9 protein-coding genes are annotated in these 13275 nt (G+C 69.6%); 1 reads left to right on the forward strand and 8 read right to left on the reverse strand.

Annotation, left to right across the window (positions count from 1 at the left end; all coding sequences use genetic code 11):
- Window positions 1-134: 134 nt before the first annotated feature.
- The 3 genes from LTH93_RS05730 to LTH93_RS05740 are packed head-to-tail and all read right to left on the reverse strand — an operon-like array spanning window position 135 to window position 6618.
- Complete coding sequence (locus tag LTH93_RS05730; protein WP_241470386.1) at window positions 135-2363, reverse strand: DUF5719 family protein; 2229 nt, start codon at window positions 2361-2363, stop codon at window positions 135-137.
- Entirely contained in the window at window positions 2360-5953 is a 3594-nt protein-coding gene (locus LTH93_RS05735; protein ID WP_241470387.1) for a hypothetical protein, read from the reverse strand. The genes LTH93_RS05730 and LTH93_RS05735 overlap by 4 nt, the downstream gene beginning before the upstream one ends.
- Window positions 5954-6009: 56 nt before the next feature.
- Window positions 6010-6618, reverse strand: a complete 609-nt coding sequence (locus LTH93_RS05740) for a WhiB family transcriptional regulator (protein WP_241465136.1) — start codon at window positions 6616-6618, stop codon at window positions 6010-6012.
- Between the two features lie 178 nt (window positions 6619-6796).
- On the opposite strand from LTH93_RS05740, the gene LTH93_RS05745 reads away from it, so the two are divergent.
- Window positions 6797-7621: a TIGR03089 family protein gene (locus tag LTH93_RS05745; protein ID WP_241470388.1), complete on the forward strand. Its 825-nt coding sequence runs from the start codon at window positions 6797-6799 to the stop codon at window positions 7619-7621.
- Window positions 7622-7744: 123 nt separating this feature from the next.
- Here LTH93_RS05745 and LTH93_RS05750 read toward each other — a convergent pair whose 3' ends face one another.
- Genes LTH93_RS05750 through LTH93_RS05770 form a run of 5 tightly spaced genes read right to left on the reverse strand, consistent with a single transcriptional unit; the run spans window position 7745 to window position 13129 of the window.
- The gene (locus LTH93_RS05750) at window positions 7745-8257 is read right to left on the reverse strand and encodes a GtrA family protein (RefSeq protein WP_241470389.1); all 513 of its coding nucleotides are present in this window, start codon (window positions 8255-8257) and stop codon (window positions 7745-7747) included.
- Window positions 8258-8267: 10 nt separating this feature from the next.
- On the reverse strand, window positions 8268-9584 hold the full coding sequence (manA, locus tag LTH93_RS05755; protein WP_241470390.1) for a mannose-6-phosphate isomerase, class I: 1317 nt from the start codon (window positions 9582-9584) through the stop codon (window positions 8268-8270).
- A 25-nt stretch (window positions 9585-9609) separates the two neighbouring features.
- Window positions 9610-11247: an LCP family protein gene (locus LTH93_RS05760; RefSeq protein WP_241470391.1), complete on the reverse strand. Its 1638-nt coding sequence runs from the start codon at window positions 11245-11247 to the stop codon at window positions 9610-9612.
- Entirely contained in the window at window positions 11244-11846 is a 603-nt protein-coding gene (gene purE, locus LTH93_RS05765) for a 5-(carboxyamino)imidazole ribonucleotide mutase (protein ID WP_370642697.1), read from the reverse strand. The genes LTH93_RS05760 and purE overlap by 4 nt, the downstream gene beginning before the upstream one ends.
- Entirely contained in the window at window positions 11843-13129 is a 1287-nt protein-coding gene (locus tag LTH93_RS05770; RefSeq protein ID WP_342357757.1) for a 5-(carboxyamino)imidazole ribonucleotide synthase, read from the reverse strand. Before LTH93_RS05770 ends, purE begins: the two co-directional genes overlap by 4 nt.
- Between the last annotated feature and the right edge of the window lie 146 nt (window positions 13130-13275).

Genomic DNA, 13275 nt, shown 5'->3' on the forward strand with positions numbered 1-13275 from the left:
GCTACCCCATCCCGGGTATGAGCACCAGAAGCGGACCGGCACCCTGGACGTCGCAGGCGACCCTCCCATAAGGGGCTGCAGGAACTGCGTGATCGGACCGGCCGCTTCTCGCGCGCGGCGCTGGGCCGAACCGCTCAGCGCAGCAGCCGCACCGGCACGGACTCTGCGGCCCCGCGCAGCGGTGAGACCGGGGTCAGGCTGAACGCACCGTCATCTGTGGTGGTGGACATCGTCGCGTGGACGCTGCCTTCGCCGTCGAGCTGCGGTTCGGAGAACACGATCACCGCGGCGCCGTCCTCGCTGTCGTCAGGTTCGGCGGAGGCAAGGTCGTCGGCGGAGATGACCCCCGCGCCATCCCCGGTGAGCTCGACGTTCTGCTCGGGCCCGAAATCTCCGTCGACGTCCATCACCCGGTAGGCGACGCTGCCCGAGGCGCCGGAGGCGAACAGGTGCAGCTCGGGCGCACCGAGCTGCGGCAGCAAAGTGCCGGAGCCCTCCCCGAGCGCCGTGGCTGGAGCCGCCCAGCTGAAGTCTGAGCCCGTCTCGGTCTCGCTGCGCACCCCCACATAGGCCGGAACGTCGGTGCGCACGCGGATGTCTCTGGCGCCGGGCTCGAGGCCGCGCAGGTTCACGGCGTCGATCTCGCCGCCGTTCACGGTGAAGACGCCGGGGGTCTCGATGACCTGCTGGCCGTCCTCGCCGTAGACCTGCAGCTCAACGGTCGCGCCCTGATCACCCGGGACGTGGATCCAGAGCTCCGGCGGCGTGGTGCTCTCCTCATCGTCGTCGTCACCGGAAGCGGGGACGCCTTCGGGGATCGGCACTCCGGGCATCAGGTGCTCGGTGCCCGGGGCTGTCATCTGGGGAAGAAACTCCACGCCGGTGCCGGTCAGCCCGGACGCGCGGGAGGACTGCAGCTGCGCGGTGACCGGCGCCCCGGCTGAGCGGACCTGGACACCCAGGTCCGACCCCGAAGAGGCCAGACCGGCGATGTTGACCGAGCGGGTGGTCTGACCGGGGACGACGATGGATCGCGTCCCGGTGGTGCCACGATCTCCGTCGGAGTCCACGCTCGTGATCTCTACCGTGGCGGACCGGTCGAAGGGATTCGCAAGAGTCAGCAGCGACGAGGAGCCGGCCGCGGTCTCGGGGCCGAAGAACCACTGGCTGCGTTCGGGGGCGGTGCACTGACCGACGGCGAGACCGGCCACCGGGCCGTCCTCGGCCTCGTACTCATAGAGCGCTGCGGCCGCCGGTGCGCTGCCATCGGCAGTCGCGGCGGTCTCCAGCAGCGGCGGCCGGGCGACGTCGAGGTCTGACTCATAGACCGCCTCGCGCTGGGTCAATGGGGCCTCCGCCTGTGCGGTGTCCCCGCCCTCCTCGATCTCACCAGCGTCTGCGGAGGATGCTTCGGTCAGGACGTCCTCGTTGACGCGGCCCTCCTGGTTCAGCTGCGCCCACCAGGAGTCGGGGAAGGACCCGTTGAGATCAGTGGCGAAGAGCACCGCGGAGAACCGTGAGACGGCCGAGGAGTCCCTGTCGCGGTACTCGAGCTGGCCATCGGTGGTCAGCGAATCGGGCTGGCCGGGCAGCGGCGGACAGATGAAGGTCTGCCCAGCCTGCGGAGCGGCCACGGAGACGGCACCCAGCGCCGCTGACGCCACCTGGCCCTCTCCGGGAGTCCCGATGGCGGCCTCGGAGCGGCCATCCATCAGGCCATCCACTGCGACCGAGCCGATCATGGTGGCCAGAACTCCCGCAGTCACGACGACGGCGGCCGTGCGGGACTTCGTGCCCCTTCGTCTCCTGAGGGCGGTTGTGTGCTCCGCGCCGGACTCAGGGCTGCCGTCATTGTTCCGGGCTCCACGGCGGCGGTCCCGCCAGGTGCCCTCGGGACGTTTCTGCTTTCCAGGAGTCGAGGGCGCAGCCGACGTCTCGGTGACGGCCGAAGCCTCGGTGCTGACGGACGTCTCGATGTCGGCCGGAGCCTCGATCTGATCGTCGGCCCCGGTGTCGACAGGGGAAGGCCCGACAGCGACCGGTTCGGCGGCGGATTCCACGGCAGGGGCAGCCTTTGTCACCGTGGCCGGCTTCTGCTCCTCCCGGCGCTGGCGTTCCTGCTCCTCCCGGCGCTGGCGTTCCTGCTCCTCCCGGCGCTGGCGTTCCTGCTCCTGCCGCTGCCGGCGTTCTTGCTGCTGCTCCATGCGCAGCCGCTGCTCTTCAGCCTTCAATTCGGCTCGGGCCGCGGCCGCGTCCTGCTTGGCCTTCAGCGTGGCGGCGCGCTCCTGGTCGCGGATGGCGCGCCTGCGCGCCTGGCGCTGCTCCTTGATGAGCTTCTTGACCCTGACCTTCTTGGCGCTCATCCTCGGCGTCCCTCCAGCTCATCGGTGTCTGCCACGGGAAGCATGCGGCTTCCGCGGGGCAGCGGGATGGCGATCAGCGCCACCAGAAGCAGGAATGCGCCCAGAGTGATCAGCACCGGCAGCTGGTAGCCGCTGCGGTGATCTGCGCTGAGCTGACCGTGCAGCCCCGCACCCTGATCGGTCAGCGCCTCCGCGGGCAGCTCGAAGCGCTGCATCCAGGCGGCAGATCCATCGGAGGACTGTGCGGGCGCGTCGGTCTGCACCGCCACAGATTCGAGGTCCTGGCCGTCCCAGCTGGCTCGCCAGCCCTTCGCGTGCTCGGTGGAGAGTTCCAGCAGGTACTCGCCCTGCGGATCCAGACCCAGGCCGGCGCCGTCGTCGGCTGTGACCTGCTCCAGATCGACGTCGAGCGCCTGCGCATGGCTCGGCAGAAGCGCCTGCACCTCACCCTGGGGGTCCACGATCCGGGCCCAGCTGGTGGGAACCCCGGAGATGCCCTTCCCGGAGGGCAGCAGCGCACCCTCATCGAGCTCGGCCCGCCACAGCTCACCGCGGTCGGTCACCCCCACCGGAACGAGTCCGGCGGCGGTGTCCACGGCGTCGCTGAGCACAGCGGGTTCGTTCCGGTCGATGAGCACATAGCCCACGCCCAGCTCTGCCATCAGGTCTTCGGTCTGCAGCGCCCCGGGTGTGATCAGCGAGGCGATCAGCGAGGCCAGGCGCTCTTCGGCGGCAGAGAATCCAGTGACCGTCTGCGCTGGGCCGACGGCGTCGTCGCGGGTGCCGCCGAACAGGTTCGGGATGCGGTCCGGCTGGGCCCACAGCGGCATGTCACCGGCGGCGACCACCGCGCGGGACTTGTCCAGCGTGCGCCCCTCCCCGGAGACCAGCTCGCCGATCACACCGGGATCAGCCGCAGAGAGCACCAGCGTGCGCAGCTGCGCGGGGCCGGTGCCCTGGTCTGCGGCCGTGGCCGGGAGCTGACGCAGCGCCCCTGCCTCGATGAGCGTCGGAGCGGCGTTGACCGCGGTCAGCGGCTGACCGGTCAGCGGCGCGTCCGGCATCATGCGCGGGCTGTAGAACAGGACCAGAGAGGCGCCGATGGCAAGCACGAGCAGCGTGGAGATCACCGGGGTGATCGTGCCGCCCACCCGGGGGAAGGCCAGCGGGAACCGGTCCAGCGATGCCATACCGGCCGCCAGCAGGCAGAACAGCAGCACCGAGACCAGCGGTCCAGGGTTTCCGCTGATCACCGCGGTGCCGTCGGATCCTGCGGCCAGGAGCCCGACCAGCGCGGAGAGGCCGAGGGTCGCGAGCAGCAGTGTGCCCGCCACGATCGGCAGCGGCCGCGTGCGGCTGCCGGTGAAGATGCCCAACAGGGCGATGATCAGCAGCGGAAGCCCGATCAGCAGTGCGATGCGCAGGCTCCAGAAGTCCCCGGCAAGGTAGGCCGGCAGCCAGGATCCTGCGGCGCCGGCGGAGGCCAGTCCGGCGGCGGGATCGAAGGCGCGGGAGAAGCCGAGCAGCTGCTGCCACAGCGGGGCGGCGTCGGCGGTGAGCGCACGGCCCGGCTCATGGACGAGCACCGCGGCGAGGTTCTTGCCCTGCATGACGGCGGAGGCGATCATCGGGGCGGCGACGGCGAGCGAGGTCAGCGGGATCAGCCACAGCGGGCGGCCCCGGCGACCCAGGATCAGGGCGAGGGCGACCCCGACGAGCACCACCAGCGGCAGCAGCGTCGGGGACGCGGCGGTGAGCACCATCAGCAGCAGCGCAGCGCCGGTGGCGTACTCCCAGCTTCCGGCGACACCCAGGCCGACGGCGGCGCGGCCGACCGCCCGGACGGTGGCCACCACGGCGACCGGCAGCAGGATGTGGACCAGGACCGCTCCGATGCGACCCTCCCCCACGGCGATGTGCAATGTGGGCATGGCGGTCCAGAGCAGCGCCGAGACCACCCGTCGGGAGGCCTTGGTGGACCAGAGACCCGCGGCGTACCAGGCGCTGAGCGCGCTCAGCGGCAGCGCGAGGATCAGCAGCCAGACGAGCACGGCGGATCCGTGGCCGAAGCTCAGCGCGGAGAGCGCCAGCAGCAACAGGTTGAACGGGTCCGCGGCGGAGAGCGACCCGAGGCTGTCCGCGGCCAGGAAGCTCACCGAGTGGGCGAAGACCTCCGGCAGCGAACCTGCCAGCGGGAGTGCGGCGCCGCCGGTGATCGCCTCCGCCGAGAGCAGGTCTCGGAAGGCCAGCAGGGAGGCTCCGGCCAGCGCCAGCAGCATCAGGAACAGCCCGAGTCGGTCCCCGGAGCGACGCGAGGGCATCTCGTCGAACTCGCCGTCGGAGGCTCCGATCTCGAGCAGGGCGTCCTCGTTGTTCTCGCGTTCGCCGGTGTCATCGGGTTCGCCGTAGAACCCGGGGGTGAACCGGGTGCGCGGGACCGAGACGGTCTCAGCGGTCATCACCGAGCGTCGCTGCGCCCGGACCTCGGAGGGGCTCAGCGTCCTCCGAGCCTCGGCCTGGCGTCCGGCGCGCAGCAGCTCGGCGGCGGAGCTGATCTGTTCGTCGCGGCTGAGTCGGGCCAGGGCGGCTCTGCGGCCCTCGGTGGCGAAGCGACGCGTATGGGCGATCGCTCCCAGGCCCAGCAGGGCGCGCAGCGTGGCGAAGAACTGACCGGCGCCGGCATCAGGTGCCTTGACCACGGTCAGCCCGATCAGCCGCAGCAGCGCGGAGACCCACATGCCCAGCCAGAGGAACGGGACCGCGATCGGGGTCGCGTTGACGAGTCGGCGGCGGATCTGACTGATCCGCTGGGCGGAAGGGAGGTAGAGCGTGCCGCCGAGGCGGTGGACGGTGTCTCGGCGGGGCGGGTCCTCGCGGAGCACCCGGGCGGTGGGTTCGATGACGATGTGCGCGCCGACCTCGCGGGCGCGGCGGCAGAACTGCGCGGCGGCGTAGTCTCCGCTGAGCCCCGGGTCGAAGCCGCCGAGGTCGCCGAAGAGTGAGGCATGCACCAGCATGCCCTCCCCGGAGACGGCGGGGACGGCGTCGCGGCCGTCGTACTGGCCCTGGTCCAGCTCCTTGGGCTCGGTGGCGGTGAGGACCTCCGCGGAGCGGGCGCTGAAGAGGCCCGCATTGACCAGCCGTTCCGGGGTCTCGGCGGAGAGCTGCTTGGCGCCGATGACCTGGATCTGCGCGTGGTGCTCCTCGTCCTTGACGGTGAAGAGGCGCTCTTCGAGCCGCTCCAGGGCGTCGGAGGTGGGGACCGTGCCGGCGGGCATGATCCAGAGCCACTGGTGGCGCGGATTGAAGCCGTCCGGCAGCTGCCGTTCGAGGCTGCGCCAGAGCTGGGTGGTCTTGGTCCCGCCCGAGCCCTTGCCTGCGGTGCTGCGTGCCTGTCGGCGGTCTTCGAGCAATCCGGATCGCAGCGAGCGCGACAGGTCCTGTACCCCGCGGTAGCTCGCTGCCGAGAGTTCGATGATGTGATCGGGCGCCCGGGACTGCGCGGCCAGCGCGTCCCGGGTCCGCTGCATTGCGGTGCTGGAAGCGCCGGGGGCGGCGTCGGGTCCGGCGTGGCCTGGAGCGGACGACAAATCGCCGCCGTCGTTCAGGACGACGGCGGCGATGTGGGGGCCAGAGTGACCGTTGATCAGAGTGCTCTCTTTCGCAGCTTGCGCCGCTCCCGCTCGGACAGTCCGCCCCAGATGCCGAAGCGCTCGTCGTTGCCCAGCGCGTATTCCAGGCATTCCTGCTTCACGTTGCAGGCGCCGCAGACCTTCTTGGCGTCTCGCGTGGAGCCGCCCTTCTCGGGGAAGAAGGCTTCCGGGTCCGTCTGCGCGCAGAGCGCGTCGACCTGCCAGGCGAGCTCGCCCTCGATCTCATCGGTGGGAACGAGCGCGGGCAGGCCCAGCCAGGTGGTCCTGCTCGAGTCCGCGGGACGGGTCTCCGGCGCTGCGGTCTCACGGCCAGGCAGCTCGCGGGTCGGGGCCTCAGTGCGGCGGGAAGGAGCCTCACTGAGAGCGGTGACCGAAGAGCTGGTGCCGGCCGAGGCGTTCCCCACAGAGCGACGTTCGGCCTCTTCATGGGCGGCGAGGAATGCGGTGGCCTGATCCTCGAGGGTCTTGCCGTGCTCCAGCCGCTCGGCGGCCTGAGGATCAGCAGGGTCCACGAACCAATCAGCAGGAACCTCTAGACCCGTCCTGCGCGCTATGGCCGTGGTGCCGGGCTGTTCTGTGCCCAGCCGCTCTGCGTTCCCCATCAAAGGGCCTCCCGAGGTTGATCATGCGTGTACTGCTCCTAATTACACTGGCGTAAGTAATGATCCGTCAAGTGAGCGACTTAAGTCGCCACTATCAGACCGTCAACCCCTCGATCACGCCCGACACGCCGTCAAAAATAAGCTTGCCGCGAGGCGTGGCGGGCCCAGGAGAGAAACTATGACCCCGCTCACACTCGGCGGCTCGACCGCCCGGCCGCCCCAGACGTTCCCTGCCCTGCTGGACCTGCTCGAGTCTCGTCCGCAGCCCGCGCTGATCTGGTATGGAGCAGGCGAGGACCAGGAACGCGTGGAGCTCTCCGGGCGGGTGCTGCAGAACTGGACGGTCAAGCTGATCGGCCTCTTCAGCCAGGAATGTGAGATCGATGAAGGCGCCGCCGTATTGGTCGACGCCGCACCTCACTGGAAGGCCACCGCCGTCCTGCTGGCCGCAGGAGCCTTGGGATGGAGGGCCACGCTGGTTGCGCTGGGAGCCGCGCAGAACGACGACGACGCCCGCGCAGCCACTGCCTCGGCGCTGGAGCCGGGGTTGATCCTCACCGACCGGCCCGGCGACTGGACCGGCGCGGGCCCGTTGGCGCATGCTCTCGGGGATGCGGAACTCGCGGCGCTCTCCCCCGGCCTGCTGGATGCGTCCTTCGAGGAGGCCACCGGGCAGCGACTTCCGGCCTGGGCGCTGGACATCTCCGCCGAGGTCCGCCAGCATCCGGACCAGCTGCCGGCTCCGCTGCCGCCGCTCGAGCTGCCCGGGGCGGACGCAGGGGCCGGGGCGGGCGGCAGTGTGGGCGGTGGGCTCGTCGTCGTCGGTGAACCGACCGAGGTTGACCTGAAGGACTGGGGACTGGTGCGCTGGGGCGGCGGCGAACTGTTCGCTCGGATGCTTGCAGCCTGGGCGCAGAGCCGCCCGGTGGTGCTGTTCCAGGGTGATCCCGCCGCGCAGCCGAAGGCCTGGGAACAGATGCTGCGCAATGAGGGGATCCGCTGACAGCGGCTCCCCTCACCCACTCGATTCCCGCGGCGATGCCCGTCCCATCCCTGCGGCGGAGACGGGTGGAATGACCCGCGGATTCGACAGCTGTCCGACTGTGGAGCTGCTCAGCCCGCTGGCTCAGCGGGAGGTGACCTCGGCGGCGTCGGCGGCTGGATCTTGTTCAGTGGGCAGCTCCGCGAGACCCGAGCGGTCGGTGGTGAAGACCCAGTACTTGTAGGCGAAGAAGCGGAATACGGTGGCCAGCACCAGGCCGATCACGTTGCCGGCGATGAAGACCTCGCTCACCGAATCCATGCCCAGGGCGTACTTCGCGATGCCCACGCAGCCGGTCTGGATGCCCAGGCCGATCGCATTCATCAGCAGGAACATCACCAGCTCGCGGGTCTTGCCGGTGGAGCGCTTGTGCCGGAAGGTCCAGTAGCGGTTCGCCATCCAGGAGAAGAGCGTGGCGACGACGCCGGCGACGACCTTGGCCTTGAGCTGCGAGTCATCCATGGGGCCGCTGATCAGCCAGAGGAAGATCGCGGAGTCGATGATGAAGGCGACGCCGCCCACAGCGCCGAACTTCGCGACCTCGCGCCAGAGTCTGAGGACGAGGGTTTCGATGCGCCGGTACAGCTTGGGGATCATGGGAATAGTCCTACAGGTCTTGGCTGGCGAAGGTGGTGCTGGCCAGGAAGGCCTGGGCGTGAGCGGATGCGCTCAGCCGGTGGCCGGTGATTGCCGGCAGGAAGGCGGATTCGCCCGGAGTAAGGGTGAGCATACGAGGCGTTCCTGGGGCTGCGGTGAGTTCTTCACCGGCGGCATCCTCGCTCGAGGCCGCGTCGGGAGCGTGCAGCGTGAACGTTCCCGCGGTGCAGAGCACGATACCGGGACCGAGCCGATCCAGCACCGTCTCGCCTGGGAACTCGATCAGCTCCAGCTGGAACTCCTCGAACGGAGCCTGGTACTGGGTCCGGCGCGGAGCGGGCCCAGAGTCCTGCACCGGACAGTGTGGGACCGGGAGCACGCCGAAGTCGGTGACGCTGAGCAGTTCATCGACGGCAAGGGGCTTGCTGGTCAGTCCGCCGCGCAGCACGTTGTCAGAGTTGCCCATCAGCTCCACTCCCACCCCGTGCAGATAGGCGTGAAGATTGCCGGCCGGGAGGTAGATCGACTCTCCGGGCTGGAGCCTGACGCGGTTCAGCAGCAACGTGACGAAGATGCCGGGATCTGCGGGAAACGCCGCGCTGACGTGGGCAAGCATCTCGCGCGTGCCTGGGTCCAGCGCATCCCGGAGGGCGGCCCTGCCGTGCCCGTCAGGCAGGTCGGCCCGACCCAGGAACCTGTGCAGCTCTTCCGCGGCAGCCTGGGTCGCGTCGCGTCCGCTGCGCAGCAGATGCTCGAGCGCTCCTGCGTAGTCCTGCGCCGCGACGAAGTCGTGGAGCCGGTCCAGAAGCGCGGGCAGCTGCTGGTCGTCTGCCGGGCGTTCGACACCGGCAACGGCCGAGCTGAGCGATGTCAGCGCCGCTGCGGCCTCCGCGTGGGGCCGGAAGCCGCACAGCGCGGAGAACTCCGTCAGCGCGACGATCAGCTCAGGTTTGGCGTTGGGGTCCTTATAGCTGCGATGCGGGGCGTCGAGCGCGATTCCCGCCGCCTCCTCCGCTGCGAAGCCACGCCGGGCCCGGTCCGCGGTGGGGTGGGACTGGATCGAGAGCGGCTGCTCGGCGGCGAGGACCTTGAGCAGGAAGGGGAAGCTTCCCGGAGCCTGGTCGGAGCCTCGCAGGTAGTCCGGGAGCGAGGTGACCTCGACCGGCTGCCGCACAGACTCAGGGGCCAGCTGCAGGGAGGAGGGGTCTCCAGGGTGAGCACCCATCCAGATCTCCGCCCGCGGGGTCGCCGAAGCGGCCCAGCCGAAGAGCTCGCTGAACGCGGTGGTGGAACCCCACGCATACTCGCGGACGGGGTTGATCATCATGAACATCGGGAGAACCTTATCAGCCCTATTTCACCGGGTCACAGCGGTAATTCGAGGAGGCGGCCTCCTCCAGCACTGCGGTCTGACCGTTCATCTGAGCCTCGACCAGGTACTCCCGGGTCAGTTCAGAGCCGTCTGGCTGAGTGGGCGGCGGGGTGGAGTCGATCGGGGGTTCGTCGTCTTCCACGGCGTCGGCGGCCTGCTGCGTGGCCTGCGGTGTCGCAAGAGTCACACCCAGCGCACCCGAGTGTGCGGGCAGGAACCCTGCGGATCCGAAGAGGCCTCCGCCGCTCTGGTGCTCCTCATTGGCGATGAGCTCATCCACCCGGCGCTGGATCTGCTCGAAGTCCGGGTAGGTCGAGAACATGTCACCGGAGGCGCCGAAGTCCGGGGCCCCGAGCACCAGTCGCTGCGGAGTCTGGCCCTGCGCGTCGACGGCCAGGTCCAGGAAGGAGCCCAGCTGGGACTGCGGCAGGTTGGTCTCCACCACGTTCTCTCCGGCCTGCGTGATCTCGCTGAAGCGCGAGAGCAGCGTCTGCGGGTTGAACTGGGACATCATCGCCTGCTGGATGCACTGTTGACGCTGGATCCGGTTGTAGTCGGAGCTGAAGGTGCGCGATCGCGCGTAGGCCAGTGCCTCCTGGCCAGAGAACTCGTACACCCCGGGGGCCCACCAGTTGTCGCCCCAGCTGCCATCGGGCATCGGGCCGCGGTAGGGCACCCAGCCGCCGGAGTTCACGCTCACCCCGCCCATGGCGTCGATGAGGTCCTCGAAGCCGCCCATGTCCACCATCACGTAGCCGGAGACCTCAAGGTTCAGGCTGCCGGAGACCGCGTCCATCATGGCCTCGGCACCGGGATCCTCGGCCTCGGGATAGAGGTCCTGATGGTTCTCCATCACATCGGTGTAGAGGAAGTTGATGATGCACTCGTCGCCGCAGTCATAGCCTGTCGGGTAGACGGCGTTCAACGGGGAGTCCTCGTTGAACTGGGCGTTCTGGAAGTTGCGCGGAATCGAGAAGATGATGGTCTCCGCGGAGTCCTCGTTGACGCTGACCACGTGGATGGAGTCTGGCCGAAGTCCCTCGCGTCCCTCGCCGGCGTCGGCGCCTATGAGCAGAAAGTTATATCGACCGTCCACGGCGTCGATGCCGGGCCCGGCGGCGAAGATCCCGCCGAGAGCCGCACGGCCCTCGTTGACCAGCTTGGCGCCGTAGCCCAGCGTTCCGGAGGTCACGGTCATCAGCACCACCAGCACGACGACGACGATCGGCTTCAGTCGCGGCGCCAGGGAGGTGAAGTGGAGCAGCCTGAAGGTGTCCAGCCAGAGGATCAGCCAGCCGATCGCCAGCGCGCCCAGCACCACGGCGCTGAGCCAGAGCATGAACGGCTGGGTCAGCAGAGAGAGCACGACCCCTCGCATGGTGAGGAACATCAGTCCCAGCAGCAGTGCGGAGAACCAGCAGGCGACCGTCACCGCCAGGGCGGCGCGGCCGAGCTTCTTGGAGCCTGCGGCGACCTGGGCGGCGCCGGGGATGAAGAGGGTCAGCGCCAGGAGCATGAGGGCGCGACGGGTGCGGTCGGTCGCGGAACCACGCTGCGGGCTGCGGATCACATCCGGTTCGCTGTTGAACCGGTGGTAGCTGATGGCGGAGTCGGTCATCGTGTCCGGTACGTCTCCAGCTCGGCGGCTTCTTCGCGCAGCGCGGCACCCTTCGCGTGGGCCTCAGCCGCCAGCGCCTTCTGGAAGTCGAGCAGCTTCTCGCGCAGCTGTGCGGCCTGGGCCGAGTCCCCGGCAGCCAGAGTGCGCACGGCGAGCAGCCCCGCATTGCGGGCGCCGCCGACGGAGACGGTGGCCACCGGGACCCCGGCGGGCATCTGCACGATGCTCAGGAGTGAATCCATGCCGTCGAGGTGCTTCAGCGGCACCGGAACGCCGATCACCGGCAGCGGGGTGACCGAGGCGAGCATGCCGGGCAGATGGGCGGCTCCCCCAGCACCGGCGATGATGACCCGGATCCCGCGCTCGTGCGCGGTCTTGCCGTAGCTGATCATCTCTTCGGCCATCCGGTGGGCCGAGACGACGTCGGCTTCGAAGGTGATGCCGAACTCGTCCAGCGCCTGCGCAGCGGCCTTCATGACCGGCCAGTCGGAGTTCGACCCCATGACGAGGCTCACCTGGGCGGCGCCGGGGGCGCCGGGCTGGGCCTGGGCTTCCCCTGGCCTCGCATCAGTGGGGTGGTTCTCGGTGGTCTGGCTCATTGGGCGGGTCCTTCCACGATGATCTCGGCCACGTCTGCTGCAGCTCGGCGCACACGCTGAAGCCTCGCTCGACGTGCCTCCCAGGTCTCCTGCGTGGAATGGGTCTGGGTGAGGATGTTCACGTGCCCGATCTTGCGACCCGGGCGGGCCTCTTTGCCGTAGAGGTGAATCTTCGAGCCCTGCGAGCGGCGCATCGCCGCGGCGAAGGAGCCGTGCAGGGATCGCTCGCCGGCGGCGGCGCTGCCGAGCAGGTTCTTCATCACGGTGTAGCCGCCGGCGCCGCCCTTGACCTCGGTGGCGCCGAGCGGAAGGCCCAGCACCGCGCGCAGGTGCTGCTCGAACTGGCTCGTGATGGACCCGTCCATCGTCCAGTGCCCGGAGTTGTGCGGCCGCATGGCCAGTTCGTTGATGTAGATGCCGGGGATGATTCCAGCCTCGGGGTCGGCGTCATCCTCACTGATCTCGAAGAGCTCTACTGCGAGCATGCCGGTGACCTGGAGCTTCTCCGCGATCGTGCGGGCGATGCGCTCGCACAGGTCCAGATGGTCCTCACTGGTGTGCGGCGCGGGGGCGATCACCTCGTCGCAGACTCCGTGGGTCTGGGTGGATTCCACCACCGGGTAGGTCACGGTCTCCCCGGTGGCCGAGCGCGCGACCTGGGCGGAGAGCTCGCGGGTGTAGGGCACCTTCTGCTCGGCGAGCAGGCCCGCGCCGGATTCGGCGGCGCGGGCGAACCAGTCCTGGGCGTCAGCGGCCTGCTCGGACGAGTCGATCATCCGCACACCCTTGCCGTCGTAGCCGCCGCGCGGAGTCTTCAGCACCACCGGCCAGCCGGCGTCGGCGCCGAAGCTCAGCAGCTCGTCGACGCTGCGGACCTCGGCCCAGCGCGGGTTCGGCAGGCCCAGCTGCTCCACGGCGCGGCGCATCGCGAGCTTGTCCTGGGCGTAGATCAGCGCCTCGGGACCGGGATGCATCTCGGCGCCGTTCGCGGTGAGAGCGTCAAGCACCTCGGCAGGCACGTGCTCATGATCGAAGGTGATCACGTCTAGGCCGGCCGCGAACGCCGTCACGTCTGCGGGGGCGGTGTAGTCCCCCAACGTGGTGTGCGGGATGACCTGCGCGGCCGAGGAGTCGGCCGAGCCGGCGAGCAGATGCAGCTCGATGCCCAGCTCGACGGCGGCGGGGGCCATCATGCGGGCCAGCTGGCCGTCGCCGATGACCCCGATCCTCGGGGTGCCGGCGGGGCCGCTGGGCGGGGCTGGGTTGCTGTCCTGTCGCGTCACAGTCCCCAATTATGCGCCATGACCTCTGCTCGCCCGCACAGGGAAACACCCCCGGGTGGAGCAGACCGCACCGGACAGCTGGCCGCAGGGACGATCTCCAGGTCACTCGGCGGATATGCAGGTTGCGACCCTAGCCTGGTGCCCAC

This window comes from Nesterenkonia sp. DZ6, from assembly GCF_022565835.1.
In the GTDB taxonomy this organism is placed as follows: domain Bacteria; phylum Actinomycetota; class Actinomycetes; order Actinomycetales; family Micrococcaceae; genus Nesterenkonia.